At 50.7% G+C, this 26,443-nt stretch carries 29 protein-coding genes; 21 read left to right on the top strand and 8 right to left on the bottom strand.

The window, feature by feature from the left end; translation table 11 throughout:
* Positions 1 to 46 precede the first annotated feature (46 nt).
* The 6 genes from MYS68_RS22665 to MYS68_RS22640 are packed head-to-tail and all read left to right on the top strand — an operon-like array spanning position 47 to position 6,592.
* Positions 47 to 1,507, top strand: a complete 1,461-nt coding sequence (locus tag MYS68_RS22665) for a 4-hydroxyphenylacetate 3-hydroxylase family protein (RefSeq protein WP_248928036.1) — start codon at positions 47 to 49, stop codon at positions 1,505 to 1,507.
* Positions 1,504 to 2,934 (top strand): 4-hydroxyphenylacetate 3-hydroxylase N-terminal domain-containing protein, encoded by a 1,431-nt coding sequence (locus MYS68_RS22660; protein WP_248928035.1) that lies wholly within the window; start codon positions 1,504 to 1,506, stop codon positions 2,932 to 2,934. Before MYS68_RS22665 ends, MYS68_RS22660 begins: the two co-directional genes overlap by 4 nt.
* A 45-nt stretch (positions 2,935 to 2,979) precedes the next feature.
* Positions 2,980 to 3,861, top strand: a complete 882-nt coding sequence (locus MYS68_RS22655; protein WP_248928034.1) for an ABC transporter ATP-binding protein — start codon at positions 2,980 to 2,982, stop codon at positions 3,859 to 3,861.
* Complete coding sequence (locus tag MYS68_RS22650) at positions 3,858 to 4,691, top strand: ABC transporter permease (protein ID WP_248928033.1); 834 nt, start codon at positions 3,858 to 3,860, stop codon at positions 4,689 to 4,691. The genes MYS68_RS22655 and MYS68_RS22650 overlap by 4 nt, the downstream gene beginning before the upstream one ends.
* 16 nt (positions 4,692 to 4,707) lie before the next feature.
* Positions 4,708 to 5,502: an enoyl-CoA hydratase/isomerase family protein gene (locus MYS68_RS22645; RefSeq protein ID WP_248928032.1), complete on the top strand. Its 795-nt coding sequence runs from the start codon at positions 4,708 to 4,710 to the stop codon at positions 5,500 to 5,502.
* Positions 5,480 to 6,592, top strand: a complete 1,113-nt coding sequence (locus MYS68_RS22640) for an ABC transporter substrate-binding protein (RefSeq protein WP_248928031.1) — start codon at positions 5,480 to 5,482, stop codon at positions 6,590 to 6,592. The genes MYS68_RS22645 and MYS68_RS22640 overlap by 23 nt, the downstream gene beginning before the upstream one ends.
* A gap of 58 nt (positions 6,593 to 6,650) precedes the next feature.
* Here MYS68_RS22640 and MYS68_RS22635 read toward each other — a convergent pair whose 3' ends face one another.
* From MYS68_RS22635 to MYS68_RS22610, 6 genes are all read right to left on the bottom strand, one after another.
* The gene (locus MYS68_RS22635) at positions 6,651 to 7,082 is read right to left on the bottom strand and encodes a PaaI family thioesterase (RefSeq protein ID WP_248928030.1); all 432 of its coding nucleotides are present in this window, start codon (positions 7,080 to 7,082) and stop codon (positions 6,651 to 6,653) included.
* Positions 7,083 to 7,110: 28 nt separating this feature from the next.
* Positions 7,111 to 8,652, bottom strand: coding sequence for a class I adenylate-forming enzyme family protein (locus MYS68_RS22630; RefSeq protein ID WP_248928029.1), 1,542 nt, complete (start codon positions 8,650 to 8,652; stop codon positions 7,111 to 7,113).
* A 5-nt stretch (positions 8,653 to 8,657) separates the two neighbouring features.
* Complete coding sequence (locus tag MYS68_RS22625) at positions 8,658 to 9,692, bottom strand: alcohol dehydrogenase catalytic domain-containing protein (RefSeq protein ID WP_248928028.1); 1,035 nt, start codon at positions 9,690 to 9,692, stop codon at positions 8,658 to 8,660.
* Between the two features lie 231 nt (positions 9,693 to 9,923).
* Positions 9,924 to 11,534: an extracellular solute-binding protein gene (locus tag MYS68_RS22620; RefSeq protein WP_248928027.1), complete on the bottom strand. Its 1,611-nt coding sequence runs from the start codon at positions 11,532 to 11,534 to the stop codon at positions 9,924 to 9,926.
* A gap of 50 nt (positions 11,535 to 11,584) precedes the next feature.
* The gene (locus MYS68_RS22615; protein ID WP_248928026.1) at positions 11,585 to 12,463 is read right to left on the bottom strand and encodes a carbohydrate ABC transporter permease; all 879 of its coding nucleotides are present in this window, start codon (positions 12,461 to 12,463) and stop codon (positions 11,585 to 11,587) included.
* A gap of 34 nt (positions 12,464 to 12,497) precedes the next feature.
* Positions 12,498 to 13,466, bottom strand: coding sequence for an ABC transporter permease (locus tag MYS68_RS22610; RefSeq protein WP_248928025.1), 969 nt, complete (start codon positions 13,464 to 13,466; stop codon positions 12,498 to 12,500).
* 277 nt (positions 13,467 to 13,743) lie between these two features.
* Between MYS68_RS22610 and MYS68_RS22605 the strand changes: the two genes are divergently transcribed.
* The 3 genes from MYS68_RS22605 to MYS68_RS22595 all read left to right on the top strand — a co-directional run bounded on the left by MYS68_RS22605 (position 13,744) and on the right by MYS68_RS22595 (position 16,059).
* Positions 13,744 to 14,046: an ArsR/SmtB family transcription factor gene (locus tag MYS68_RS22605; RefSeq protein ID WP_248928024.1), complete on the top strand. Its 303-nt coding sequence runs from the start codon at positions 13,744 to 13,746 to the stop codon at positions 14,044 to 14,046.
* A gap of 143 nt (positions 14,047 to 14,189) precedes the next feature.
* Positions 14,190 to 15,362 carry an MFS transporter gene (locus MYS68_RS22600; RefSeq protein WP_248928023.1) on the top strand — a complete coding sequence of 391 codons (1,173 nt, stop codon included), beginning with the start codon at positions 14,190 to 14,192 and terminating at the stop codon, positions 15,360 to 15,362.
* A 124-nt stretch (positions 15,363 to 15,486) separates the two neighbouring features.
* The gene (locus MYS68_RS22595; protein WP_248928022.1) at positions 15,487 to 16,059 is read left to right on the top strand and encodes a DJ-1/PfpI family protein; all 573 of its coding nucleotides are present in this window, start codon (positions 15,487 to 15,489) and stop codon (positions 16,057 to 16,059) included.
* 17 nt (positions 16,060 to 16,076) lie between these two features.
* On the opposite strand, the gene MYS68_RS22590 is transcribed toward MYS68_RS22595, so the two are convergent.
* Complete coding sequence (locus tag MYS68_RS22590; protein ID WP_248928021.1) at positions 16,077 to 17,141, bottom strand: ankyrin repeat domain-containing protein; 1,065 nt, start codon at positions 17,139 to 17,141, stop codon at positions 16,077 to 16,079.
* 236 nt (positions 17,142 to 17,377) lie between these two features.
* Positions 17,378 to 18,712 (bottom strand): 3D domain-containing protein, encoded by a 1,335-nt coding sequence (locus MYS68_RS22585; RefSeq protein WP_248928020.1) that lies wholly within the window; start codon positions 18,710 to 18,712, stop codon positions 17,378 to 17,380.
* A gap of 82 nt (positions 18,713 to 18,794) precedes the next feature.
* Here MYS68_RS22585 and MYS68_RS22580 point away from each other — a divergent pair, with 82 nt between their 5' ends.
* From MYS68_RS22580 to MYS68_RS22525, 12 genes are all read left to right on the top strand, one after another.
* A complete protein-coding gene (locus tag MYS68_RS22580; protein ID WP_248928019.1) occupies positions 18,795 to 19,178 on the top strand; it encodes a hypothetical protein in 384 nt (127 codons plus the stop codon).
* Between the two features lie 141 nt (positions 19,179 to 19,319).
* Positions 19,320 to 20,054 carry a hypothetical protein gene (locus MYS68_RS22575; RefSeq protein WP_248928018.1) on the top strand — a complete coding sequence of 245 codons (735 nt, stop codon included), beginning with the start codon at positions 19,320 to 19,322 and terminating at the stop codon, positions 20,052 to 20,054.
* 236 nt (positions 20,055 to 20,290) lie between these two features.
* Positions 20,291 to 20,767 (top strand): GNAT family N-acetyltransferase, encoded by a 477-nt coding sequence (locus tag MYS68_RS22570; protein ID WP_248928017.1) that lies wholly within the window; start codon positions 20,291 to 20,293, stop codon positions 20,765 to 20,767.
* A 278-nt stretch (positions 20,768 to 21,045) separates the two neighbouring features.
* Positions 21,046 to 21,384 carry an ArsR/SmtB family transcription factor gene (locus MYS68_RS22565; protein WP_036735868.1) on the top strand — a complete coding sequence of 113 codons (339 nt, stop codon included), beginning with the start codon at positions 21,046 to 21,048 and terminating at the stop codon, positions 21,382 to 21,384.
* Positions 21,381 to 21,830 carry an SRPBCC family protein gene (locus tag MYS68_RS22560; RefSeq protein ID WP_248928016.1) on the top strand — a complete coding sequence of 150 codons (450 nt, stop codon included), beginning with the start codon at positions 21,381 to 21,383 and terminating at the stop codon, positions 21,828 to 21,830. The genes MYS68_RS22565 and MYS68_RS22560 overlap by 4 nt, the downstream gene beginning before the upstream one ends.
* A 91-nt stretch (positions 21,831 to 21,921) precedes the next feature.
* Complete coding sequence (locus MYS68_RS22555) at positions 21,922 to 22,407, top strand: VOC family protein (RefSeq protein WP_248928015.1); 486 nt, start codon at positions 21,922 to 21,924, stop codon at positions 22,405 to 22,407.
* A 326-nt stretch (positions 22,408 to 22,733) separates the two neighbouring features.
* Positions 22,734 to 23,315, top strand: a complete 582-nt coding sequence (locus tag MYS68_RS22550) for a dihydrofolate reductase family protein (protein WP_248928014.1) — start codon at positions 22,734 to 22,736, stop codon at positions 23,313 to 23,315.
* A 515-nt stretch (positions 23,316 to 23,830) separates the two neighbouring features.
* Positions 23,831 to 24,208 carry a DUF4345 domain-containing protein gene (locus MYS68_RS22545; RefSeq protein WP_248928013.1) on the top strand — a complete coding sequence of 126 codons (378 nt, stop codon included), beginning with the start codon at positions 23,831 to 23,833 and terminating at the stop codon, positions 24,206 to 24,208.
* A 289-nt stretch (positions 24,209 to 24,497) separates the two neighbouring features.
* A complete protein-coding gene (locus MYS68_RS22540) occupies positions 24,498 to 24,809 on the top strand; it encodes an ArsR/SmtB family transcription factor (RefSeq protein WP_248928012.1) in 312 nt (103 codons plus the stop codon).
* Positions 24,810 to 24,821: 12 nt separating this feature from the next.
* Positions 24,822 to 25,463 (top strand): MIP/aquaporin family protein, encoded by a 642-nt coding sequence (locus tag MYS68_RS22535; RefSeq protein ID WP_248928011.1) that lies wholly within the window; start codon positions 24,822 to 24,824, stop codon positions 25,461 to 25,463.
* Between the two features lie 16 nt (positions 25,464 to 25,479).
* Entirely contained in the window at positions 25,480 to 25,902 is a 423-nt protein-coding gene (gene arsC, locus MYS68_RS22530; RefSeq protein ID WP_248928010.1) for an arsenate reductase (thioredoxin), read from the top strand.
* Positions 25,903 to 26,118: 216 nt separating this feature from the next.
* On the top strand, positions 26,119 to 26,289 hold the full coding sequence (locus MYS68_RS22525; RefSeq protein ID WP_248928009.1) for a methyl-accepting chemotaxis protein: 171 nt from the start codon (positions 26,119 to 26,121) through the stop codon (positions 26,287 to 26,289).
* The last annotated feature ends 154 nt before the right edge of the window (positions 26,290 to 26,443 follow it).

Here is a 26,443-nt window from a genome sequence, read left to right as displayed (position 1 = left end):
TCTTTTTTTTGTTCATTTGCAGCGAAGATGATGGAGGCCACAGCTTATGACTACCAGAGGAAACAAATTCGTTGAGAGTTTAAGAGACGGCCGCAACGTTTGGCTGGACGGAAAGCGGGTCGAAGATATTACGGTGCATCCCGCTTTTGCAGGAACATTGCACACGCTTAAGAAGCTGTTCGACATGCTCAGCGAGCCGGGAGTTCAGGAGAAAATCGGATTCCGCAGTCCCGGAACCGGTGAATATGTTCACAACGCTTTTTTGGTGCCGACTGCGCCGGAGCACTTGAAGCAGCGAAAAGAAGCTTTTAAAATTTGGGCGGACGCCACGTATGGAGTCATGAGCAGATTGTCCGAATTCGGCCGTACGCTGATCACGAGCTGGCATGCCACCAGCGATTTATTTCGCCCGTTCGACGGGCAATATCCGGAGAAAATTCGCCGTTATTACGAGTGGGCGAGAGATGAAGACCGTTTTATCATCCAAGCGTTTGGCAATCCTCAAATCGACCGTTCCAAGGATGCCGCCGGAGTTAGCGACGAAGATGCGCATTTAAGAATCGTCCGCGAAACAAGCGAGGGCGTCTATATTAAAGGTGCCAAAACCGTTGCTACCGGAGCTCCATACGCACACGATTTAATTATCGCTCCGAATTACCGGATCGAAGATACCCACCCCGAGTATGCTCATGCGTTAATTGTTCCTCTAAATGCACAGGGGCTTCATATGATATGCCGCTCTTCTTATGCTTCAACCGATAGCGACGAATATCCGATCAGCGCCCGTTTTGACGAGATGGATGCGGTCATCGTGTTTGACGATGTATTTATTCCTTGGGAACGGGTGCTGCTGCATCGAAATCCGGAAGCGGTATGGAAATTTTACAACTCATTGAAAAGCAATGCGCTGACCTTTCATCAAACGGTTGTGCGCTTGGTATCCAAGCTGGAATTCATCGCCGGACTCGGCTTCGCCATAGCCGAAGCGATCGGCGTTCACCGCTTTCTAAACGTACAGGAGAAATTGGGCGAGCTGATCACGCAGGTCGAAACGATCAAAGGACTGCTGCATGCGTCGGAGCTTGCTCCGAGAAGGGACGACTTCGGTATGTTGACGCCTTCGCCTGTTCCCCTGCAGACCGCCCGCAATCTCGGAATGAGATTTTATCCGAGAGCGATTGAAATATTGCAGCAAATCGGAGCCGGCGGTTATACCCAGACTCCTTCTACGACAGTGGAGAACGGCGGCGACATTCGGCCATATCTGGAAGCTTATTACCGGGGGGCAAACATTTCGGCCTCGGACAAAATAAAGCTGTTTAAGGCGGCTTGGGATATCGTGGGCAGTCCGCTCGGCTCCCGTCATGAATTGTACGAAAGATTTTACGCCGGGGACCCGTCGCGAATGTATGCCATTCAATACCTGGCATCCGATAAAACGTTTTTGGAACGGCGGTTGGAACGATTTTGGAAGCTGCCGGTTGCAAGTGAGGAGGTTCCGCAATGAGCTTAGGCGAGCGATACATGGAACGATTGAATGACGGCCGCAAAGTTTGGCTCGGCGAGCAGTCCGTAGACCGAATTGCCCGGCACCCCGCCTTTGCGGCAACGGCGCGGCTCATCGCCTCCATGCTGGATCGGCAGGAAGAGCCCGGGACGATGGATCTGTTGACTTACAAGGTAGAGGATAAGCAGCGGGCCCATATGGCTTTTCTCGTACCGGAATCGAAGGAGGATTTGTTTCGCCGACACCAAGCATTCCGATTTGATCCGGATGAGACCTTCGGAATGGCGGACGGCCCATCTCAGTATATTCGCTCCGTGCTTACCGGCCATTATGCTGCACGGCATGATTCCGGCCTCGGTTCGGAGTACGCCTCCAAGTTGGAGGCCTACTACAAGCATGTTAGAGACCGTGATCTGATATGCGCCGCCGCCTCTGGCGATCCGCAATCCCGCGCCGCCACTGCGGGAGAAACCGGTCCCGGGCTGCGCATCGTACGTGAGACGAAGGAAGGCATCATTGTCAGCGGGGCCCGGATGGCAGCGACAAATGCTCCCTATGCCGATGAAATTTTAGTCTCCTTCCATGATCCCGGATCACGGTTTTCCAGGAGAACCGACAGCCCCATGTTTGCTGTAAGCACCTGTACGCCGGGGTTACACATCGTTTGCCGGGAATCTATCCGGTCGGGCGAACGGGACGATGCGCCTGTCAGCGCGCGCTTTGCGGAAATGGACGCCGTGCTTGTTTTTGATGAAGTGCTCGTTTCCTGGGACCGCGTTTTTGTGAAAAACGATCCTGAGGCGCTGCATCGCCTTTGGCGCAGTCCGGCGGGTTCAGCGTTAGGACGTCATCAGGCAGTGGTTCGGCTGTTCGGACATCTTGAGTTTATAGCCGCAGTAGGCCACGCACTCGTCTCCGCTTCAGAGACGAAGACGCTCCTGCATATCCAGGAAAAAATGGGCGAGCTGATGATTCAACTCGAGACGCTGAAAGGGCTGCTTGTAGCGGCGGAGCATCCGAGCCGTCCAAGCTATGATCGGGTTTGGCTCCCCGACGAGCAGCCTTTGCGGACAGCATGCAGCTTGGGCGCACGGTTTTATCCCCGCGCCATCGAGATTGTGCGGCAGATCGGAGCTGATTCCCTTTTGCAAAGGCCTGCCCGGCTTGCCGATTTTGGCGGGCCCGTCGGACATTTTCTCCGCGAGTATTACGGTGGAACCGACCGCGACGCCTTCAGCCGCACCAAGCTGGTAAAGCTGGCGTGGGATTTGGTCGGCAGCCCGCTGGCGGCCCGCCGCACGCTGTATGAACAATTTTTATGGGGAGATCCGGTGCAGGGCTATGCCGACCATTACGAAACGTACCCTATAGAAACGCTGACGGAGCCGGTATGGAGACTCGTTCATGCAAATTCAAAGCCATCTTGATATTTTCCCGATTATCCAAGCAAAGGACAGCGAGGAGTGAGCAACATGAGTTCAGTCATTTATTCCGGTTCCGGCTCACCGACAAGCAAAGAGCCTGAACCGCTGCGGGACGAAGCGAAAATTGCGATACGCGGCGTCGGCAAGGTGTTCGTTGCCGATAACAGGCTGACCCGCGCCTTGACGGAAACGAATGTGACGGTGCGCGACGGTGAATTCCTGGTCATCGTAGGACCGAGCGGATGCGGCAAAACAACGCTGCTGCGCATTTTGGCCGGGCTGGAAATGCCGACTTCCGGCGAAGTTCGTATCGAGGCGACAGATCGGAGCCGTCCTCTTCATTCGATGGTCTTTCAGGAACGCTCGATTTTTCCGTGGATGAAGGTGATCGATAACGTCGCATACGGCTTGCGGGTGCGCGGAGTGAACAAGCGGACCGCACTGGCAAAGGCGGAGGAGTATCTCGGCAAGGTCGGGCTCGCCAAATTCGCTCAGGCTTATCCCCATGAACTGTCCGGGGGTATGAAGCAGCGGGTGAGCATCGCCAGGGCGTTTGCCAACGACCCCGAGGTGCTGCTGATGGACGAGCCGTTTGCCGCGCTGGACGAGCAAACGAAGCTGATCCTGCAGGAAGAGCTGCTCCGCATTTGGGACGAAAATAAAAAAACCGTCGTCTACGTGACGCACAGTCTTCAGGAAGCCGTACTGCTCGGAGATCGCATTCTTGTCTTTTCCGCCCATCCGGGCCGAATCAAAGCGGAAGTTCAGGTAAGCTTCCCGCGTCCGAGGTCCCACCGATTGACGAACACGCCGGAATTCAGCGCGCTTACGTCCAGGCTCTGGGAGCTGCTGAAGGATGAGGTTGTAAAAGCGAGCGGACTCGCAGGTTACGACAAGGCGACGACCGAAGGAAAGGAGCCGACTGCATGAGTCTGAGCCCATCTCTTGAACCAAATCCCGAGGCAGTGCGCATCGCCGAAAAATTGCTGAAGGAAAACCGCAGGCAGAAGCTTTTGAACCGGGGCCTCTCGCTTTCCATGCCGTTTTTGCTGCTGCTGCTGTGGGAATTGCTCGCGCGCCTAGGTTGGATCGACACCCGTTTTTTTGCCGCACCTACACAAATTGCCGTAACGTTTTGGACGCTTGCGGCAAACGGACAGCTGCTGAGTGATGTCGCCATCAGCTTGACCCGCATTGTGGTCGGCTTCGCCTTCGGCGCCGTTCCCGGTCTGCTGGTCGGCATCCTGATGGGGCAGTCGGTTCTTGTCAGATATTTGCTCAACCCGCTGATCGCCGCGATATACCCTATACCGAAAATCGCCATATTACCTCTCATCCTGTTTATTTTCGGGTTCGGGGAAGCTTCCAAATACGCGATTATCGCCATCGGCGTTTTCTTTATTGTCGCCGTCAATACCATGACCGGAGCGATGGGCGTGCCGGCCATTTATTTGGATGTGGGGAAAGAATTCGGAGCGAAGCGGCTTGCCGTCTTCAGAACGATCGTTATTCCGGCGGCGCTGCCGGTTATATTTGCCGGGATCAAGCTGGCCTGGGGGACCGCTCTGCTGCTCGTCGTAGCCGCCGAATTCGTCGGAGCTAAATCGGGTATCGGCTATATGATCTGGAGCTCCTGGCAAGTATTCTCCATTGAACAAATGTTTGTCGGCTTGTTCGTCATTGCCCTCCTCGGATTTATCACTCTGCTGCTTCTGGACGAGCTGGAGGCAAAACTTTTGCCCTGGCGAAATCACGTTTAAAAAAGGAGTCCTGTACATGTCTCAAAAAGTTGTTTATGACAAACGGAAAGACGGGGTCGCCTCGGTCATTCTGAATCGTCCCGATTCGCTGAATGCGCTGGACGCCGAAGCCAAGCTCAGGCTCGGCGAAATCTGGGCCGAGGCGGCGGCAGACCCCGAGGTTCGGGTCATCGTGCTGTCGGGAGCCGGGAACCGGGCTTTCTGCGCCGGGTCCGATTTGAAAGAGATGTCGGCAACGGGAAAGACGGTTTCCACCGATCATCTTCAGCGGTCGTTGCCCGGTCTGGTCACGCCGCTGGACAAACCAGTGATTGCCGCCCTGCATGGCTACTGCATCGGGATGGGGCTGACGCTCGCCATCCACTGCGACATCCGCATTGCCGCGGAAAATACGATTCTCGGCTTCCCGGAGGTGAAGCACGGCATGATCTCCGGCATCAGCGCCATCCGTCTGCCGCTGCTCATACCTTCCGGCATTGCCGCGGAATTAATGCTTGCCGGCCATACGATTCCCGCCTCCGAAGCATTGCGCATCGGGTTGATTAATCGAATCGCGGCCGGCGACGTATTGGAGGAAGCGAACGGGCTGGCCGCTCAAATCGCGGCTCTCCCGGTCCCGGGAGTACGCGAGACGACCCGCTTGATCCGGGCGGCCGTCAATGGCGCCGTATTGGCGCAAACGGCCGAGATCGACGCAGCCCGCTCCAGAATCGAAGCTTCCGCCGGGTTTGCGGATCGTGCACGGATGTTTAAACAACAGACCAATCATCAAAAGGAGCATGACAACCATGAGAAAAACAACGTTCGGTAAACATCATTTCGCAGCCTTGTTGCTGGCAAGCCTGCTGATCGTCTCCGCTTGCGGTGCCGGAGGCGGAACGGCGCCGGCCGCTAAGAGCGAAAACCCGCCGACAGGCGTACAGCCCGCTGCAGCCGGGACGGCCAAAAGCGAACCCGCCAAAACGGTCAAGCTTAAGGTCGGCCACTTAAAATCGATATCGGACGCTCCGATTTATATCGCGATCGAGAAAGGTTATTTTAAACAGCAAAATCTGGACGTGGAAGACGTCGCCTTTGAAACCGGGGCCGACATGATCGCCCCTCTTACGGCAGGACAGCTTGATGTAGGCGGGGGCGGGATCAGCGCCGGATTTTACAATGCGCTTGGCCGCGGCTTTGACATTCAGGTCGTTGCCGACAAAGGTCGCGTAGGAAGCAGCAGCGATTACGTCGTGATGATGGCCCGCAAGGATTTGGTCGATTCCGGCAAGCTGAAAAGCTTCGAGGATTTACGCAGCAAAAAAATCGCCGTCGTGTCGAAAACCGGTTCCAACGCCGCCCAGCTTTCCGTCGCGCTCAAGAAAGGCAATCTTACTTTTAAGGATGTCGAGGTCGTCGAGATGACTTTCCCGAACATGGGCACCGCCTTCGGCAGCGGGGCTATCGACGTCGGCTTCATTCCGGAGCCGTTCGTTTCACGCTTCGTTCAAAGCAATCTGGCCGTGAAATGGAAAGGTGTGAACGATGTCATACCCGAAGCGCAAACAGGCGTATTGTTTTATTCGTCCAAGTTCGCCAAAGAGTCCCCGGATGCGGCCGATCGTTTCATGACCGCTTATTTGAAGGGGGTACGCGATTACAACGATGCCTTTTTCAAGCAAAAAGGGTTTGACGAGATCGTAAATATATTAACCAAATATACGACAGTCAAAGAAACGGCGCTATATAAGCAGATGGTTCCGGCGGGAATCGACCCTTCGGGGAATATCAACAAAGCTTCCCTTCAGTCGGATTACGATTGGTATAAATCCGAGGGCTTGATCAAAACGGATGTCGATCTCAGTAAAGTGATCAATACCTCCTTCCTTGAACACGCCCAAAAGGAGCTAGGCAAGTATTGACCGCCAAAACAAGCGGCCGCCTGTCGGAATGTTCCGACAGGCGGCCGTATTGCCGCTCTTATTCCTTCTTAGGTTTTATTTTCAAAAAGCTCGCCGTCGCATAAGCCAATAACGTTCCGTCCTCATGCCTTACTTCGGCCTGCGTCGTAAATGTGCGTCCGGTTCGGTGAATCACCTTGCCGTACGCCCGGATCGTTCCCTCGCTGGCCGCCGACAGGAAATGGACCGACATTTGGGTGGTAACGACCGGATCGGTATCGAACGGTTTAATGGATAATCCCATTACATTATCAAGTATCGAGGCGTAGACGCCGCCGTGCACGGTTGCATGATAATTCGTATGGATTGCCGGGTCGACATCCAGCGACACGACCGTCTCATTCGATGATATCGATTCTACTTTGACGCCCAGGTGCTTCCAATAAGGGACCTCATCGTACTTCGTCTTGAATTCCCGAAGCCGGTCGTCCCATAAGCGTTCATGTTCCAACGTGCAATCTCCTCGCTCCAGTTATGATTCAATGTAAAATTTCACCTGTAATCGTGGAATTTTCGCCAACCAGCAGATGCTTTAATACTTTGCCGTAATGGGATTTCGGAAGCTCGTCCACCGCTTCGATCGTTTTAGGCTTCATAAAGCCGGCCAAGTGCAAACGGCAATGGTCGGCAAGCTCCCCATAGCTCGGACGATGACCCGGACGCAGCACGACGAAAGCTTTCACGCTTTCCCCCCACTCCCGGTCGGGAACCCCTACTACAGCCGCCTCAAGAACGGCAGGATGCTTCAGCAGCACGTGCTCCACCTCCAGGGGCAATACCGTACTGCCGCCGCTGCGGATCACTTCTTTTTTTCTGCCCACGACATAAAGATAACCTTCTTCGTCGAGCTGCCCCAAATCGCCGGTGTAGAACAGCCCGTTGCGCAGTACCGCTTCGGTCAGCTCAGGCCGATTCCAGTACCCCTGCATAACGTTGCCGCCTTCAATGACAATTTCACCGGTTTCGTGAGGGGGCAGCGACCGCCCCTCCTCATCCCGGACCGTCACGCGGTACCCCATCATTTCGCGTCCTGCGCTGCGGATCAGCCTGGAGGAGCGCTCGTTGTTCACGGCGAACTCTTCCGGGGACAAATAGCAGGTCCACGACGCTTCCGTCAGCCCGTACAATACGCCGATTTTCGGGCCGATCAGCTCGAGGGAGGAGCGGAATACATCGGGCGGAACAGCGCCTGCGCCAATATCGATCGTATGCAGCGAAGCCAGTTCCGACGGTTTTACGCCCCCGTCCAAAAGCCGTACAAGCTGCGTAGGCACAAGCGAGGTTGCGCTCGCCCGATGCTGCAGGACCTTTCGGCCGAAGGTCTCCGCCTCGAATCGGCCGCCCAAAACGATAAGCGCGCCGCCCAGCAGATGGAATAATACGCTAATTGACGCAATAGGCCAAAGCGGCCGAACATTAAGGAACACATCGTCCCGGGAAACCGGCCTGCCCAGCAGCGCATTTACAATAATATGACGAAAATTGGCATGGGTCAGCATCACCGCTTTCGGTTGGCCGGTCGTACCGCCCGTGTAATTCAGACTGGCCAGAGCGTCATAAGCGGAAGGATTCGGCGGGGCGGGACTGGCAAGCTTGAGAACTTCCTCGTAATCCAAAAATCCCTCGCCTTTGCCGCCGGTTGACAGAACGATAAGTTCCGAAAATTCGCGTCTTAACGCCGCCGCCGCTTCCATATGCCGCGAACTCACGATAATGCCTCTTGCTCCGGCATCCTTGAGCTGGGCGACGATTTGTTCTCTGCCAAGGCGCGGGTCGATCGGAACCCGGACGAATCCGCCCGCCATGATGCCGTAGTCCGCCTCCAAATAATGCCGGCTGTCCTCGTGCAGCAGGGCTACGCGGTCGCCGGTCTGCAGACCCAAACCGTAGAGTGCATGTCCGACCCGATTGATTCTGCCGACCAATTGCACTCTTGTCCAGGTGATGCCATCATCGTCTATCAGTGCAGGCTTGTTCGGAGCCTGTCCGGCAAACCGTTCAAACAGATGCGATAAGCTCATCGTTCTCACCAGCCCTTCATCACGATGCGGCCGGAAATGCCGCGCCGCTCCAAGCTTGAGTGGGCATCTGCCGCACGGGTAAACGGCACAATGGAATCGATGACCGGCTTGACCTGACCGCCGGCAAGCAAATGAAGGGATCGCTGAACATCCGACAGCGTCGGATTGCCCGATCCTTCGATTCTTAACCGCCGGCCGATGATAAGACCCGGATCGATCTCGACTTTTGTCATCTCCGTGTTGCCCAGTACAACGGCAATCCCGTTTGGCGCCAGGCACCGAAGCGACTCGCCGAAGGTAGCGCTGACGACGTTTTCCAGCACAGCCTGGACGCCTTGTTTTTCCGTAAGTCTCCACACATCTGCGGAGAACTTCAGATCGGGGCTGACAACGACCTCATCGGCTCCAACCGATCGAATGGCGCTCTCCTTTGAAGCCGACGATGTAACAGCGATCACTTTGGCCCCTCTGCTTTTCGCCACCTGGATTTGATGAAGGCCGAGCCCTCCGCTCGCTCCCGTGACAAGCACCGTATCCCCAGGGCGTACGTCCGCTACGGTCACGACGGCTCTGACGCTCGTTCCAATCGGGCAAACGGCGAGCGCCGCAGCTTCGGGAGGGAGCCCCGCCGGGACGGGAATGGCATTATGGCTCGGAACACATATATACTCGGCATACCCGCCGGGACGGCCCGATCCCAGAATCCCTCCGTTTCGGCAAAGATCCTGACGTCCCCTAAGGCAATATGTGCATCGGTTGCAAAACATCCGGTGGAACAGCACCACCTGCTGACCGACATGAAGTCCGTTGACCTGCGTTCCCAGCTGTACGACTTCTCCGGCCACTTCATGGCCCAGAATGCTTCCGGCCTTCGGCCCGTGCAGTTTGCCCGATCTGTCCAGCAAATCGTGGTAACAAATGCCGGCTGCCGTAATTTTAATTAAAACTTCGCCCGGTTCCGGCACCGGCTTCGGGATATCCTCTCGAATTTCCAGAAGCTCCGGCCCTCCAACATCCTTCATAACGACGGCTTTCATCATGACCAATACCTTCTCCTTCATTGTCTGAGTTGTCCATTTCTGAGTTTGTTTGATTCTATCCGGAATGAAGCCCCAAAAAAAACAAAAGCTCTTAAAAACTCTCTTTGGAAAAGAGAGTTTTCAAGAGCTGCCAGAGGTCTGGTAAGCGATCCGGATGAATGATAATTTCACACTAACTCGATTGGAAATTACGAAAAATATAGCATGATATAGTTCGGGCGTCAACCAATCTTACCGCTTCGTATACCTCTCATATGCGGCCTGCTGAATTTTCAGCACGTTGTCCAGCCCGATTTTCTCGATGTTTTTGACGTAATCGTCGAATTTGTCGAGAGATTCTGCTCCCATGATGAATTTGTTCACCATCTCATCTTTGTAGGTCGTAATCTCCGCGAATTTCGAGTTCAGCACGTCTCGCTCCTGCTGCTTGAAGGAGAGGGCGACCGGGTATTTATCCTTGATAAACGGCGTGATCGAATCGCGGATTTTTTCGATTTTCGGCGTGACCATCGCGTTTTCGTAGCGAATGTCCCACTGGTAGGCGAATTCGCGGTGACCGAGCTCAAACATTTTGATCAGCGGCGATTTGTTCGGGTCCTTCATGACCAGGTCCGTATATTTCGGTTTGCCGTTTTCCATCGTATAGGTCTCGCCGAGCTTGCCGAAGTTCATCGCCAGCTGGCCTTCCTCGCTGTAAAACCAATCGTGCATTTTCGCCAGCTCCGCTTTGTATTTCGACTTCGAGCTGATGGCGAAGCCGTTTTTGATCAGCGTCTGCTGGCTTTTCGTATAAGCATCGCCGGACGGGCCTTTCAGCGGGGTAATGCCGATCATCTCGACCTTCGGCTCGGCTTTGGCGACCAGCTTTTCCAAATATTCGATGCGCGGGAACGAATCGAACGTGAAACCGGACACCTGGTTCGTGAAACGAGATTCCCAAACCTTCTGGTCATTCGTGATGTATTCCTTGTCGATCAAGCCTTCGCGGTACAGCTTCGCGACGAACGCCAGCGCTTCCTTCAATTTCGGATTCGTGTACGTGTATTTGACTTGGCCGTTCTCGACGTAAAAATCCTCCTCGAACGATACGCCGAAAGGTTCGACGAAGGGCAGCAGCCCCTTCAGCTTGTTTCGCGTCGTAAACGGAATTTCGTCGTTTTTCCCGTTGCCGTTCGGGTCCTTTTCCTTAAACGCTTTCAACACCTGGTACAGTTCGTCGGTCGTGGTCGGCGCCTTCATGCCGACTTTATCCAGCCAGTCCTGGCGGACGATTTGCAGATTGATCGTTTTGACGGCGGAAATTTGCGGGAAAAAGTAGATGTTGCCGTCATCGGATTTGATGTCCTTGAGGATTTGCGGATTTTTCTCCAATATCTTCTTGAAGTTCGGCATATACTGGTCGATCAGCTTGTTCAGCGGTTCGAAGGCGCCGTTTTCTCCCCCCTTGTTCAGCAGGTCCGGGGTAGCTTCCATCAAATCCGGCAGGTCGCCTCCGGCGAGGGTCAGATTGAACTTCTCGATGTAATCCTTATCGTCGTTAGGCGCTTTCAGCCACTTGAAATAGACGTTCGTCTTTTCGACGATCGGTTTCATCCACAGCAGGTCGTTCGATTCCACGGATTCGGTTCTCGGGCGCATGTACACGTTGACCTCGATTTTTTTATCGACTACCTTCCCGCCGCCGGAAGCTTGCCCCGTCGCCGCGGCCTGCCCGCTCTGGCCTTTCTGTGCATCGGGGGTGCCCGAAGCTTTCGGATCGCCGCCTCCTGTCTGACACCCGGCGAGCGTTAACGTCAGCGCCATGGCGCCGGTCATTCCTTTGATCCACTTGGAGTTTTTCATTGCTGATCAGAACCTCCCTTATCGTTTTATTTGAATCGGGGACGATAGGTTTACCCTTTAATCGATCCCATCATGGAGCCTTGGACAAAGTATTTTTGGATGAACGGATAGACGAGCAAAATCGGCACCGTCGCCACGATAAGCGTCGCATATTTGATCGATTCGCTGAGCAGGTTTTTATCGTCGTGCACGTCGACCATCACTTGATCCGTCTGGTTTTGGATGACGATGTCGCGCAGCAATATTTGCACCGGGAACAAGTTTTCATCGTTCAAATAAATCATCGCCGGGAAAAAGCTGTTCCACTGATTGACGGCGTAAAACAGCCCGATGGTAACGAGCGACGGAACGGAGAGCGGCAAATAGATGCGCAGCAGCGTCTGCAGCGTGGAGCAGCCGTCGATTTTGGCGGCGTCTTCCAGTTCCCCGGGAATTTGCTCGAAGAAGGTGCGCTGGATGAATACGTAAAAGGACGCGACGGCGGTCGGGATGACGATCGCCCATATCGTATTGCGCATTTCCAGGGCATTCACGACCAGGTAGGTCGGGATGAGTCCGCCGCTGAACAGCATCGGCAAAAGCACGAAGCCGGTCAGCAGGTTTCGTCCGGGAACTTCTTTCTTGGACAGCGGGTATGCGGCGAGCACCGTCAGGATGAGGCTGACGGCGGTTCCGACGACCGTATAGACGACCGTATTGACGTACGATCGGCCGAGCATCGGAAACTCGATGACCCGTTTGTACGCTTCCCAGTGCAGCCCCATCGGGATGATGCCGATTTTACCCTGCGAAATGTAGATTTGATCGCTTAACGAAGCGGCCAGGACATACAAGAACGGGTACAAGGTGACGACCACGACGAGTCCCAAAAACAGCGTATTGAACGCATGGAACGTCATGCTTCCCAGCGTCATGCGCTTCAGTGGCATCGGTTTTCCTCCTCTTTGCGACGTATTCGCCCTTTTACCAAATGCTCGTTTCCGAATATTTGCGGGCCAGCTTGTTGGAAATCATCAGCAGCACGAGCCCCATGACCGATTGGAACAAGCCGACGGCGGATGCAAAGCTGTAATTCGCTTCCAAAATCCCTCTTCGGTACACGTAAGAGCCGATCACGTCCGCGGTGACGTACGTATTCGGGTTGTACAGCAGGATGATCAGCTCGTATCCGGTTTCCAGCATATGACCGATTTTGAGCAAAAGCAGGATGATAATCGTCGGTGCGATGCCCGGCAGGGTGACATGCCACATTTGCTTCCAGCGGTTCGCCCCGTCGACCTTGGCCGCTTCATACAGCTCGGTATTGATGCCCGTCAGCGCGGCGAAATACAGGATCGCCGACCAGCCGAGCGTTTTCCACATGTCGATGGCGGTATAGATCCCCCAGAAGTATTCCGGTTTCTGTAAAAAAGCGATGCGCTCCACGCCGAATTGGACCAGCATGTTGTTGATTAACCCGACGCTCGGCGACAGAAAGGTGACAGCCATGCTCGCCACGATGACGGTGGAAACGAAATGCGGCAAATAGCTGATCGTCTGTACCGATCTTTTGATGAAAGCGGAGCGGACCTCATTCAGCAGCAGCGCGAATACGATCGGTGCGGGAAAGACGAACACCAGGTTGAGCAGGTTGATCACCAGCGTATTCCGGATCAGCCTCACGAAATAGACCGAATCGAAGAAATCGAGGAAATGCTTGAACCCGGCCCAGTTGCTGGCCAAAATGCCTTTGTAGACGTTGTAATCCATAAAGGAGATAAGCACCGCCATAATGACGGGAGCATATCGGAAGACGGCGTAGTAAATCAAAGGCAGCAGGAACATGAGATAGTAGGGCAGCGCCTTCTTCATCGTTTTTCGCCAATGCGTTCGTTTGGATACGGCTGCGGACGCTGCGGGAGACGGGATTGCAGTGGCCTCGGGTTTGGACATGTGAATGGTACTCCTCCTTTCAGAGCGGACGTATGCCGCTTGATCCTTATGAGCATACTGTAACCGTTTTCAATTGATTTGGAAATCGCCGATTGTTTGGAAACATCCTCATTTTTTTCGATGGCGATGGCGAATTATTTGGAAGGATCGGCAAATCTTGCGGCAGGATGCGAAGTTTCCCATGTACATGAGGAGAAACTTAAAGAGAAGCGGATCTCCGTTTTCCCGGCACATCCATAATTATTGACAAATCGGAAATTATCGATATAATAACGGTATGAAAACCATTGACATATTCAAGGCGCTGTCGAACGAGTCCAGATTACAAATTTTACAATGGCTTAAGGAGCCGTATCGCCACTTTATACCCCATGAAGGGATTGATATGAATCAGATCGGGGTGTGCGTGAGCCAATTTACAGAAAAACTGAACATGACGCAGTCGACGGTGTCGCAATATCTTACCATCCTGCAGCGTGCCGGGCTAATCAAAATAAAACGCATCGGCAAATTTACCTATTACCAAAGGGATGAAGAGGCAATTAAAGCCATCGCCCAATTATTACAAAACGAATTGTAAATATCGAAGCTGAATTCGGTCATGCGCATTCAGCTCTATTTTTGAATAACATTTCGACAATTAGCGAAATGTATTTTTAAAATAAGATATATCGACATATCCCGATATATCTTAATATAAATATACCATTGGGAGTGTGGGTTATGAAAAGCGCATGGAAGGTGTACATTTTAGCTGTAGTCAGCTTTTTGGTGGGGACGTCGGAGTATATTATCTCCGGCATATTGGATACTATCGCCAATTCGCTGGATATTACCGTGGCGGCGGCCGGTCAGCTCATTACGATATTTTCGCTGGTCTATGGGATCGCAACTCCGATTTTGATGGTGCTGACCGCCGGCCTGGAGCGGCGTCAAGTGATGCTTTATGCGCTCGGTTTGTTCGTTGTCGGCAATATCCTTGCTTTTTTGCTGCCGGGTTACGGATTGTTCATATTGGCACGTATCGTTATGGCCCTCGGGGCCGGGGTTGTAGTCGTTACCGCATTAAATATCGCAGCCAAAATCGCGCCGCCGGGCAAGCAGGCCGGTTCGATTGCCACGGTCATCATGGGATTCACCGCTTCTTTGATTATCGGTGTTCCTTTGGGAAGAATGATCGCGGGGGAATTCGGGTGGAAGGCGGTGTTCGGCGGTATCGCTGTGCTGGGAATTGCCGCCGTGATATTGATTAGGAGCGTAATCCCGCGCATGGAAGGCGATAAACCGGTGCCGCTCGCGAGGCAGCTTGCTCTGCTGAAAAAGGGCAAGGTTGCGGCCGGCTTATCGATCACCTTTTTTTGGCTGGGCGGCTATTCGATTGCCTATACTTACCTGGCCCCTTATCTGCTCGACATCTCCGGCTTGAGCGAGCCGCAGCTTAACACCGCCTTACTGATTTTCGGTATCGCCAGTCTGGTCGGTTCGAAGGTTGGCGGCTACAGCACGGATCGGTGGGGAGTGTATGCGACACTGACCGGCGGGATGACGCTTCATATTTTGATGCTGGTTATGCTGTCCGTCTTTATCCATTCGGCGGCCGCCGTTTTCATCGCCTTGATTTTATGGTCGTTCGCCGCATGGTCGTCCGGCCCGACGCAGCAGTATCATTTGGCAACCATCGAGCCGGAGTCATCGGGCATCCTCCTCGGTTTGAACCAGTCGATGATGCAGCTGTCCATGGCGGCCGGTGCGGGAATCGGCGGCCTCGTCGTCGATCGGATTTCGCTTTCTTCGGTAACTTGGATCGGAGCGCTGGGGGTGCTGGTTGCTGTCGCGGTTACGTGGGCTTTAAGCCGCTCCCATGCAAGCAGCAGTGCGATCAAAACATCCGCTTAACCGGGTTTCCGGTGCTGCATGAGGCCGCCGGGTCATAAACCGGCAGCCTCATTAAGCTTCCAGTGACTGCATTTGGTTTTTTATGTAATATTATAGGAGGACATTAAAAAATCGAGGTGCGCCAATGGGGAAAATCATCTGTTTTATATCGGAAGAATTCGCCGATTTCGAGATTACGCTTGCTTTTCATAAAATAAGAAATATCGGAAAAAAAGAAATCGTTTCGGCCGGCTACAGCTATGACGCTGTAATGAGCGAATCCGGCCTGCATTATCAGCCTGACTTGACGGTTTCCGAAGTCATCGGGCTGGACGATGTTGAAGGGCTCATTATCCCCGGCGGTCCCATTCGAAATCAACGGGAAGAGCTGAGCGAGCTGATCCGTAAACTGGATCGGGAGAAGAAGCTGCTGGCTGCCATATGCAACGGTCCGCAATATTTGGCAAGGGCCGGCGTTTTAAACCAAAGGAAATTTACCACTTCCTGCTCTGTGGAAAGAATCGAAAAGCTGGGCGTGGACGATCCGTTTCCGCGTGAAAATGTTCTCGATCTGCGTGTGGTCAGAGACGGTCATGTCATAACGGCCAATGGCCGGGCATTTATCGATTTTTCTTTTGCCCTATTCGATTACCTGGACATTTATCAAGGCAAGCAGGAGGAAAGGGATCAACTGTTTATCGATATTATGAACAGATAATCCCGCACCCGGTAAATTTACGTAACTATTTCATATTCCCCATCCAAAATTCGATCAATTATGATGCCTGGGGACTTTCTGAATTTTTTCCAGTCCGTATCATGGAGAATTATTAATGATTGATGTTCGGCTTCATAACTTCCTAGAGCTTTCTTGGATGGAATCCACACCAAGAAACCCAATGAATCATATCCATTTGTTTCAAATAGAAGATTAAACATTTGTATGCCTTCAATCTCCATCTCCGTAACATCGTGAATGGAGCAATACTCTATATACTTCACGTATTTTGAAGCAGGCAGTTCTACCCGTGATCTTTCCTCGCCCAAATCCTTAAGAATCGATGTCGGGAAACCTGCTTTTTTTAATTCTTTTATTTTATGTTCCAAGTCGTGTAATTCCTTGGGCTCGTATGAAGCAATCAATTCGGCTAAAACATTATTTTTTTGTTTAGCCGCTATCGTATAAGGGCGCTCTCCGTAATAATTTTTTAATGCAGGATTCGCCCCGTTCTCAAGCAAACATCGAGCGATTTCAAATCGCTGCATCATAGCCGAGAAATGAAGCGGCGTATAGGAAAGATCTGCATTATTTTTGCTAAATACTTGATAATTAATGTCCGCTTTTTCTTTTATCAAAAATTCGACTAAATCCAGATGCCCTCTGGATGAGGCGATTTGAAGAGCTTGTCCGCTATGTTTGTCAATATCTATGCCGGCATTCAGAAGGAACTTGACAACTTCCATATCTCCTTTGTACGCAGCTTGCCATAAAGCGGATTTTCCAACATGAGACACCGCGTTGATGTCAGCTCCCCGATCCAGAACATATTGTAATTCTTGAATGCTGCCTTTTCCCGCTGCCATAGTAATGGCGGGAGATGCCGGATCGTTCAAGTCCGCTCCGTATTCAATCAGCAGCTTAACAATTTCAAAGTCATAATCGCGTTGTCCGGACCATGCCCGAAATAAGTAGGTATCGGTTCCCGGCGTACGGTGATTCAAATCGATTCCTGAAGCAAGTATGATCTTCACAGTTTGAATATCTTTGTTTTTAAACGCTTGCAGCAACTCCTGATTCATGATTATTGCAGCTCCCTTTCTTCCCGTGAACTTTGCTTTTTCCATCAATCATATGTATTCGATGGAAATTATTTCTATTGGGGGACATCCCGCAATTTTTTTCCCGGACGACGACATCTTTTCGAATCGCCTCACCGCCGCACGCCGTAAATGAAAAACACCTTCACCGGATAACCGAATGAAGGTGTTTCTGTGTTTGTGGACCGGTTGAAAAAAACATCCGCTTGCCTTCCGGTTCAGGACAATACGTAAACGGTGATGCCCCTTTGCAAGCCGAATTGTCTCGCTTCCTCCAGATCTTCGAAATATACGTCCAGGCGGCTGCCGATGATCGCTGAGCCCGTATCTTCCGCGATTCGATAGCCAATCCCTTCAATATACAGCTTCGTCCCAAAGGGAATAACCGCAGGGTCAACTGCCACGGTTCGTCCCTCCTCTACATAGCTGCCGCTTTTGGTGACGCCATAAGCCGGATGCGAAGGGGTTTTGCCGGTTGATTCGTAGCCGGCTGTGTACGCTGTCAAGGTGGCGTTAATGACTTGGCTGATAATGATCTCACCTTCGCCTTCGGGCAGCTGGAATCCGGGGATATACAACAGCTGGCCTGCGGCGATTTGTTCCGGATTGTCAAGGTGATTGCTTTCGGTCAATTCCTTAATGCTCACACTGAACATTTTCGAGATTTTGTATAGCGTATCTCCTTTTTTAACTTGATAGTACACTTTCTGAGCGACGGGAGTGTGTTCGGCGGCTTGGTCCTGCGTGGGTCGGTCCGATGAAGTTTCGCCGGAAGAATCGTGTGCCGGTAAACTGTTCGCAGGCATGCCGTCGTTGCTGTCTTTGGCCGGCTCCTGTAATTCGTCTTTCGCCCGTTTGGGCTGTTTGCAATAGGCTTGCGCATCAGCCGGCGATGAAGATGAGGCGCCTCTTGCAGTCAATTTATTCAAAGCGGGCTCGGGTGGGCGGCACACCTGCCGAACCTTGGAGCGTTTGATGAGCTCCACCGCTTCCGCCCGGGTGATCGGATCCGCTCCGCGGAAGCTTTCCACCGTGAAGGAGTCATCCTTGCCTCCGGCCAGATCGTTAGCCATAACGAATATGATGGCGTCTTCCCCCTGATAATCGTAACCGTAAGCAGCGGCCATAATTTCCGCAGCATTCAAACGCGGGAGAGGGGTACTGCGCTTCGCAGCATCATTAATGCCCGACACCGGATAGTTGAGCTTGGCTGCTTTTTTATATAAAGGATCCGCCCAGTGCTGCTCAACAAGTAAACCGGATTCCGCGGACTCCGGTTCGCTCGCGGAATAAACCGCTTCCGTTACAGGTGTGGAACGAAAGAGCATAGCCAAAAACTCCGCTTCCGCCACCGGCTTGTTCGGTTGAAAGGTGCCGTCCGGATACCCTTGAGTGATATGATTCTGAATCGCCCATTCTATCGCTTCGGATGCCCAGTGATCTGTCGTGTCCGTAAAACGGGCGGAACCCGAGGCTTCCGCAGTCGGAACAAGCAGAGAACCGATCAGCAGCAAGCCCGAAAGCGCAGTTGGGATCATTTTCATTGCGTTCATAGTTTCTCCTATATCCAGCCTGCAATAATGGTATTCATGTTCGTCGAATATTTTAATGGAAGATTTTGGGGAGGTCAAGTGTTTGGGGAAATCAGGGGCCGCACAGCAGTTATTTTCAACAAGATATGTTAAAATACGGTTATTCGCAAAAACTTTTGTGTTACGGGAGCCGCCGATGATTACTTTTTTCTTTTGGCCTTTCATGATTTTATCGATATTAATTTCAATTTTAGGACTTATATTCAACAAACATCGACTTTTGTACGTTTCGGCAGCATTGATTATTCCATTGTCGTTATATCTTGCGGCTACTCCGGCATTCGAGCTTTGGGGTTTAATATTCCCTTTCTTTTATATAGGATCGGCCCTTTATATTAAGAAGGGAAAGCGAATCATCGCTTTATTCTTGAATTCGCCCAATTATTTTATTATCGGTTGGTTGGGATATGTTGTATTAAATCAATAGCTGGTACACCTCCGTTACCGGGCAGGATTCCGCAATTGAATCAGTCTTTTGTAAGCAACCTATCATTCACCCATTACGTCCATGGCGATAAATATATGCTAAGCTAAAGCGTAGGCGTATCAAATCAAAGAGGTGATTGGATTGCGGATTCATCCATTAGGTTTACAAATCGGGATCGTTTGTTTCGTCTTGGTCGCCGGCATTTCGATGAAAACCATTATACCCGACTCCAAAGCAGCTGGTGATCAAATTCGTACACAAGCCCCGGGTTATCCGAAAAATGAGAACGGACAAAAGGATGGCTCCGGTTTGTACCCAGCTTCTGCAAATACATCTACAAAAGATCCTCATTATCCCAAAAATGAAAACGGGCAGACATACGGTTTTGCCGCAGATGACACTCCCGCTGAAATGCTGCCCGACTTAATTCTTGCAGGAAGTGTGGATGGCGCCAATGCATATGTATTGAAAAAAGATTTTCTCGATGGGCAGCCGACCGCACCCGAGGAACCCCGGAAGAGCGGATCCTTAGGTGGCCGAACTGTCCCGCTATATGATGTTGATGGGAAGAACATAATCGGTTCTTTTTATATCAAACCCGCAAAAGCTCCTGACTATCCCAAAAATGAAAAAGGGCAGACATACGGTTCATCCGCAGATGCCACTTCCCCTGAAACGATGCCTGATTTAATTAGTGCTTCAGGTGTGGACGGCACTTTGGGCTATTTGCTGAAAAAAGATGTAATAGGTAGTGAGAACCCAAAGACACCTGAGGAAGCACTGGCCTTACAGAAAAGCAGACCTCCGGGTGGTCGTGATATCCCACTCTACGATGTTGATGGGGAAACGATAATTGGCGTTTTTCATGTTAATTGAAGTTTTTGCTGCGCTTTGACGGGCATGTTTAGGCTAATGAAATAATAAAACCGGCACAATTATGTGCCGGTTAACCAAATGCGCAATGCGAAAAGGTTATCCCTAAAAAAGGCATGGATACATAATAGTATATAAAAAAATTCAACATAAGTCTATTACTTTTCATGTATAAGTTGTATGTTATTTATGCGACCGCGGCGCAATACGATTAGGGATGAAGGGAGAAGAAGCCCTGCATGATTACGCTCAGAAAAATTACGCTGGAAAACCGCCGGGACATATTTAACTTAACCGTTTCGGAAGAGCAGCGCCGCTTCGTTGCGTCCAATCTATCCAGTATGGCCTCGTGTTACGTCCTTGCAACCAACGGAGGCCATCCGTTTCCGTTTGCTATTTATGCGGATGAGCAGCCAGTCGGTTTTGTGATGCTGACTTATGGAATTACCGGATACGACCTGCCCTCCATTGCGGACAACAACTATTGCATCTTGCGACTGATGATCGACAAGATGTATCAGAACCGGGGCTACGGTCGGGAAGCCATGAATAAAATATTGGAATTCATTCGCACCTATCCGGCTGGACCTGCACGTTACTGCTGGATTCCTTATGCGCCCGACAACCACCATGCCAAAAAACTTTATGAAAGCCTCGGCTTCCGCGACAACGGAGAAATCTGCAACAATGAGCTAATAACCGTATTGCCACTCTGATATGGAGGCTGTCGACACGATCGACAGCCTTCAATACGTAAACAGGCAGATTTACTTGGCAAACCGGAACTTTGCTCCAAATTCAACTTAAAAAGACCCATGATTCACTGGGCTTCGGCAACGTCCCGCTCAGTAGGGCAGTGTTTAATTTCACATAACTAAGCGCACAAGAGATTCTTGGGACCTTGCGTCACTACCGTTTCTAGGCAGCTTGACACGATTACACACTGCAATGTATAGTTAATAATATACTTAATTAAGGAGGATATTAATTGGCTGTGAAGGACTCACTCAGTCTCATCTTCGCTGCGCTCGCCGATCCGACACGCCGAAACATTCTGACCAAGCTATCACAGGGGCCCGCGACTGTCAGAGAAATCGCCGAACCCTTCGAGATTAGCGCACCCGCGATCTCCCAGCACCTCAAGGTGCTGGAGCGTGCAGGGCTGATCGAACGTACAGCGAACGCACAGTGGCGGACTCTGTCGATACGAACCGAACCTCTCGATGAGGCATCGGCCTGGGTCGAGAAACACCGCCGTGAGTGGAACCTGCGCATCGACGCACTGGAAGAACACCTCAAGTCCATGATCAAAAAGGAGGAACAATCAACATGACCATGTCCACATCCGTACCAGAGTTTACCATCACCCGAACCCTGAATGTCCGCCGCGATCTCGTGTGGCGCGCCTGGACCGAGAAGAATGAACTCGCCGCCTGGTTGCCTTCGACACCTCTGGAGTCCATCTCCTTCGATGTCCGCGAAGGCGGACGCTACCGCTACACAATGGTCAATGTCAAAACCGGCGAGGAGTATCACACCGGAGGTGTATTCCTCGATGTCGTACCTTTCGAACGGCTCGTATTCACCTGGGGTCACCCCGATGCTCCCATCGAGGATTCCCCTGTCGTGACCCTAACCCTCACTGCACAAGGCGACCGCACCGAGATGATCTTTCACCTGCGCGGATTGGCCGGTCAACCTGGCGATAAGTTCTTTTACGACGGCTGGTCCAATGCGCTGGACGATCTGATGACGCACCTGCGTGACCAGAAACAGTAGACGGCGAGTAAGCGTAGAGAAGGAGCCTTCATGAGTTCACACTTGAAATTTGAAAAAATAAGAGGAGAGCAGACAAGGAGGATTCATTAACATGTCCAATGAATCAAAAGGGGAAACATCTGCCGTTCATAAAAATAAATTACTAAGAATGGACAATGTTGGCATCGTTGTAGAATCCCTAGATGACGCAATCTCTTTCTTCGAGGAGATTGGCTTGAAGCTCGAAGGGCGTGCTACAGTCGAAGGTGAATGGGCTGGTCGCATAACCGGGCTGGGTTCACAGTGTGTAGAGATTGCTATGATGGTTACCCCGGATGGCCACAGCCGACTTGAACTTTCGCGATTTCTCACCCCACCTACTATATCAGATCACCGAACTGCTCCTGTAAATGCCCTCGGTTATCTACGCGTCATGTTCGCCGTTGAAGACATTGACGAAATGGTATCCAGACTCACTAAGTATGGTGCTCAGCTCGTTGGCGAAGTGGTTCAATACGAGGACTCGTATCGGCTCTGCTACATTCGTGGAATTGAAGGACTTCTAATCGGTTTGGCGGAACAACTCGGTAATAAATAAGGAAAACTAACGGAGAATGATAGATAATTAGATTGTTTCGGAGCAGGCGCTACGGCAACCTGCTCTTTTTCAGTGCATTGTCAGCGAATTGGCCTAAAGATCAATGGGAATCTAAAGGGATCGAATTGACTAATTTATACATATTTAGTGCTGTGATAAATCCCACACAGACGTTTATCCTTCCAGTCAGCACGCGATGTAACATATATTAATAAATTGGATTCAAATTAGGGAATTTACGCTAAGGGAAACAGCTGGGAAGTTAAAGCTTTACATGGTAACATGTAGTCAATACATTACATCACATAAACAAAGGAGAGCCTTATATGAGAAAGCTTGTTTTATTTTTGCATGCATCGCTTGACGGTTTTGTAGAAGGGCCTAATGGCGCAATGGACATTGGCTGGGTTTCATATGATGAGGATTTAGCGAAACACGCGGCGCAAATTTTGAGTACGGCCGACACCGTCCTTTGGGGTAGGGGCACTTATCAACTAATGTTCAGCTATTGGCCCATGGTGCCGTCGAACCCCTCAAGTTCACAGCATGAACTGGAGCATGCCGCGTGGATTGAGCAAACATCCAAAATTGTTTTTTCCAAGACGCTTGATAAAGTGGAATGGAACAATTCCAGACTGGTGAAAGAGAATGTCAAGGAAGAAATCCTGAACTTGAAAGAGCAGTCAGGAAAGGATATTGTCATCCTCGGCAGTCCCAGGTTTGCGCACCACGTGATGGGTCTTGATCTAATCGATGAGTACAAAATCACAGTTTCTCCTGTCCTGCTCGGCAGCGGGCTGCCGTTGTTTCAAGGACTTCAAGAGAAGACCAATCTTAAACTTATCGAAAATAAAACTTTCAATTCCGGAGCCATTGGTCTCTATTACCAGAGGGATAGTGCCACGTAAAGTAGTTTGCATTACCTAATCAGTTAACGGGGTTGAACTAACGGGTACGATAGCGCAGAAAACAAATCGTGAGGCCGCCATGGATAATAAACGGGTGGCCCCGATAAGCGAACGGGTAGAATAGTTCCAATATGTGGTATTATTTAGATGACGAAGTCTACTTATGAAGGCCATAGGAATTGTCCAATCCAAATCTTATATTTCATAGAAGGTTGAATTTGCCTGAACCAGATCCATTTACCCAAGACTGGGAATACGAAGTGGCAAATGAAACTAGAATATAATCCTTAGCGCAGGAAAATCGACTTTAATTTTGGTGAAAATTTCCTCGACGGGGGTTTTGTGTTATTTGGCAGGTGGTACCCCATCTACAAACAACCGCAGTCCGCCATTCCTCTCGTCGAGGCGGGAGTGGGGCACTAGGCAATGAAGCATTTACTCGATCTTCACACTTGGTGTAAAATCGCCAAAGTAGATAAGTTCTAGAACAACGCAAATCAAGGGAGAGAGAAGCAATGGAATTGACGCTAAGGATTTTTCTGGGTCTGGTCGCCTTGATATGCCGGGCAGGAGGTTTAAACCTGTTGACAAAAGGAGCGGGCTATTTCTTGCCAAATACAACCCCGCCACAACGCGTCTTAGATAACCTGGTCCGGTTTCTGAGCGGCATTTATTTCGGCCTTGGCTTCCTGATGGCCTGGACTGTTTTTCGTTTTCACGAGCTTACCGATTTAATCTATTTCATTGGTATTGTCGTTATTTGCTCGGGTCTCGGCAGGTTGTATTCAAGAATCAAAGTTGGCTCGGCAGGGAAATATTTTGATTTTATCATGGTCTTTGAAATTGCTTTAGGCGCTGGTATTGTATTGCTGCAATATTTCAGATTTGGTTGACCGGCTACGGGCGAAAGCAGCCACATAAAGGATTCCTAAGAATACAAAGTTGGCGAGGAAGACATAGCGGAGTGACCATCACGGAAATTCTGAGGGGACTTCTACAAATTCTTCGCTACATTATATAAGTATTTTCTTATATAATTATTTACAAATGAGAATGGTTGAATTATCATGAAAAAGGCAGTCCGCATCTACTTGAAGCACTCCGCAAAACAAGAAATGAAATCGAGAAAAAGGTCATTGATTTACTCAAAGGATTGAATGTGCCTGTATAAAGGAGCCCCATATGGTAGAAATTGAAAAAATGGTCGAAATTTTAAAGCTCGCGGCTGACAAATCCAGGTTAACGATCTTGCTATTGCTTCAGGAAAAAGAACTTTGCGTATGTGAAATGGTTGAGATCTTGCAAACCAGCCAGCCCAATATCAGTCAGCACATGCGTAAATTAAAGGATGGAGGTTTGGTCAAAGAATCCAAAAGAGGTCAATGGGTGTATTACTCTTTGGCCATAGACGATAAGCCTTTCCTCGTGGACTTGTTAAAGCATCTGCCAAGCCAAAAAGAGCGAGTCGAACAACTAACCTGTGAATGCGAGTAAGGGGAAACAGGAATGCTGCGTAAAAAGTTAATTGCTGAATTTATAGGTACTTATTTCTTAGTCTTTGCAGGCCCAGGAGCTATGGTCATTGATCAAATTACCAAAGATATTACGCATGTCGGCGTCGCTTTAACCTTTGGGCTTGTCGTTATGGCACTCATTTATTGTTTTGGGCATGTGTCGGGGGCTCATTTTAATCCCGCCGTTACGATTGCCTTTCTGGTGCGGAAAGATATTTCACTCCGAGACAGCTTGTTTTATATTGTGATCCAATTCGCCGCGGCGCTATTTGCAAGCTATACGCTGCTTCTTCTGTTTGGCAACGTCGCGAATTTAGGTGCAACACTTCCTAGATCATCAGAAATACAATCTTTTGTCTTGGAGTTTATATTGACGTTCGTGCTGATGATGGTTATTTTAGGGTCGGCCGTACATGGAAAAGCGGTTAAAAGCTTCGCCGGTATTGCTATCGGAGGAACTGTTGGACTCATGGCCATGTTTGCGGGTCCGATTTGCGGAGCTTCCATGAATCCTGCGCGCTCGCTAGGTCCGGCTCTTGTTTCGGGTGCTACACAGCATCTATGGCTTTATATTGTGGCGACCATCCTTGGGGCTATTGCTGCCTCCTTGGTTTATCAAACCATCCATGAATAAAAAGGGGAATTTCTCAATGGACAAAAAATTAGTATATTTTCTTTGCACCGGAAACTCCTGCAGAAGCCAGATCGCTGACGGATTCTTGAAATCGTTTGGCGGCGACAAGTACGAAGTGAAGAGCGCCGGCCTGGAAGCACATGGCTTGAACCCTCGCGCCGTTTCTGTTATGAAAGAAGCAGGTGTAGACATTTCGAACCATACATCGGACGTGATTGATCCAGAGATATTGAACAGAGCGGACTACGTCATCACCTTGTGCGGCCATGCCGATGAGCATTGTCCCGTCATCTTGAACAAAAATGTGGTTAAATGGCACTGGGGATTTGAAGACCCTGCGAAAGCGATCGGAACCGAAGAAGAAATCATGGCAAAATTCCGGGAAGTGCGCGATTCGATTAAAGATCGCATCGAGTTGTTTGTGAGAGAAGGGAAATGACATGATTAAACGGATGCATGTGGCGGTCAAAGGAAGAAGTGCTGGCCATCGGTGAGAGATTGCGAAAAGGAGATAAATAAATCGAATGACACAAGGGGCAAAAATGATGGACGCGATGGCGGGTGCTCTCGTCTCAATCATTCCTGATACACTCAGCTCGCAGCTACCCATCATCGTTTCCGTTACGAGCATGGTATTTAACTTTCATTATGGCGAATGACCCGTATTATTTTGGGATTGTTCCGATTCTTGCTCGAATTGGAGCATAAATCCAGCTCGGTTCAAAACATAGTGCGAGTGATCCATGACTTTGCCAGTCAAACCCACTTGCTTGGTTTAAATGCCGCTATTGAAGCTGCCCGTGAAATGAAGCTGAATGTCGGATGACAAGAACTTTGACGGACCACGACGGTGGCCGGCCGGAAAAGATCGGCTGCCGTCGTGGCGCTATGGGCAGGATAGTTTAATAAATGTGTTGAAAACAAGGCATATTTACATTTGAAAATGAGTCGTTTAACGGAAAGCAAAGTTGTTCCGCGAG

Origin of the sequence: Paenibacillus hamazuiensis (assembly GCF_023276405.1) — a bacterium.
Classification (GTDB): domain Bacteria; phylum Bacillota; class Bacilli; order Paenibacillales; family NBRC-103111; genus Paenibacillus_AF; species Paenibacillus_AF hamazuiensis.
Note: the sequence above shows the minus strand (reverse complement) of the source record. Positions and strands in the feature narration are given on the sequence as shown.

Excerpts from the sequence above, each read along its gene's own strand:
- MYS68_RS22570 (WP_248928017.1), top strand. The coding sequence starts at position 20,291 with ATGATTACGCTCAGAAAAATTACGCTGGAAAACCGCCGGGACATATTT.
- MYS68_RS22655 (WP_248928034.1), top strand. The coding sequence starts at position 2,980 with ATGAGTTCAGTCATTTATTCCGGTTCCGGCTCACCGACAAGCAAAGAG.
- MYS68_RS22540 (WP_248928012.1), top strand. The coding sequence starts at position 24,498 with ATGGTAGAAATTGAAAAAATGGTCGAAATTTTAAAGCTCGCGGCTGAC.
- MYS68_RS22640 (WP_248928031.1), top strand. The coding sequence starts at position 5,480 with ATGAGAAAAACAACGTTCGGTAAACATCATTTCGCAGCCTTGTTGCTG.
- MYS68_RS22650 (WP_248928033.1), top strand. The coding sequence starts at position 3,858 with ATGAGTCTGAGCCCATCTCTTGAACCAAATCCCGAGGCAGTGCGCATC.
- MYS68_RS22625 (WP_248928028.1), bottom strand. The coding sequence starts at position 9,692 with ATGATGAAAGCCGTCGTTATGAAGGATGTTGGAGGGCCGGAGCTTCTG.
- MYS68_RS22620 (WP_248928027.1), bottom strand. The coding sequence starts at position 11,534 with ATGAAAAACTCCAAGTGGATCAAAGGAATGACCGGCGCCATGGCGCTG.
- MYS68_RS22555 (WP_248928015.1), top strand. The coding sequence starts at position 21,922 with ATGTCCAATGAATCAAAAGGGGAAACATCTGCCGTTCATAAAAATAAA.
- MYS68_RS22605 (WP_248928024.1), top strand. The coding sequence starts at position 13,744 with ATGAAAACCATTGACATATTCAAGGCGCTGTCGAACGAGTCCAGATTA.
- MYS68_RS22535 (WP_248928011.1), top strand. The coding sequence starts at position 24,822 with ATGCTGCGTAAAAAGTTAATTGCTGAATTTATAGGTACTTATTTCTTA.
- MYS68_RS22585 (WP_248928020.1), bottom strand. The coding sequence starts at position 18,712 with ATGAACGCAATGAAAATGATCCCAACTGCGCTTTCGGGCTTGCTGCTG.
- MYS68_RS22560 (WP_248928016.1), top strand. The coding sequence starts at position 21,381 with ATGACCATGTCCACATCCGTACCAGAGTTTACCATCACCCGAACCCTG.
- MYS68_RS22645 (WP_248928032.1), top strand. The coding sequence starts at position 4,708 with ATGTCTCAAAAAGTTGTTTATGACAAACGGAAAGACGGGGTCGCCTCG.
- MYS68_RS22595 (WP_248928022.1), top strand. The coding sequence starts at position 15,487 with ATGGGGAAAATCATCTGTTTTATATCGGAAGAATTCGCCGATTTCGAG.
- MYS68_RS22545 (WP_248928013.1), top strand. The coding sequence starts at position 23,831 with ATGGAATTGACGCTAAGGATTTTTCTGGGTCTGGTCGCCTTGATATGC.
- MYS68_RS22550 (WP_248928014.1), top strand. The coding sequence starts at position 22,734 with ATGAGAAAGCTTGTTTTATTTTTGCATGCATCGCTTGACGGTTTTGTA.
- arsC (WP_248928010.1), top strand. The coding sequence starts at position 25,480 with ATGGACAAAAAATTAGTATATTTTCTTTGCACCGGAAACTCCTGCAGA.
- MYS68_RS22660 (WP_248928035.1), top strand. The coding sequence starts at position 1,504 with ATGAGCTTAGGCGAGCGATACATGGAACGATTGAATGACGGCCGCAAA.
- MYS68_RS22610 (WP_248928025.1), bottom strand. The coding sequence starts at position 13,466 with ATGTCCAAACCCGAGGCCACTGCAATCCCGTCTCCCGCAGCGTCCGCA.
- MYS68_RS22525 (WP_248928009.1), top strand. The coding sequence starts at position 26,119 with ATGACCCGTATTATTTTGGGATTGTTCCGATTCTTGCTCGAATTGGAG.
- MYS68_RS22600 (WP_248928023.1), top strand. The coding sequence starts at position 14,190 with ATGAAAAGCGCATGGAAGGTGTACATTTTAGCTGTAGTCAGCTTTTTG.
- MYS68_RS22630 (WP_248928029.1), bottom strand. The coding sequence starts at position 8,652 with ATGAGCTTATCGCATCTGTTTGAACGGTTTGCCGGACAGGCTCCGAAC.
- MYS68_RS22590 (WP_248928021.1), bottom strand. The coding sequence starts at position 17,141 with ATGAATCAGGAGTTGCTGCAAGCGTTTAAAAACAAAGATATTCAAACT.
- MYS68_RS22665 (WP_248928036.1), top strand. The coding sequence starts at position 47 with ATGACTACCAGAGGAAACAAATTCGTTGAGAGTTTAAGAGACGGCCGC.
- MYS68_RS22615 (WP_248928026.1), bottom strand. The coding sequence starts at position 12,463 with ATGCCACTGAAGCGCATGACGCTGGGAAGCATGACGTTCCATGCGTTC.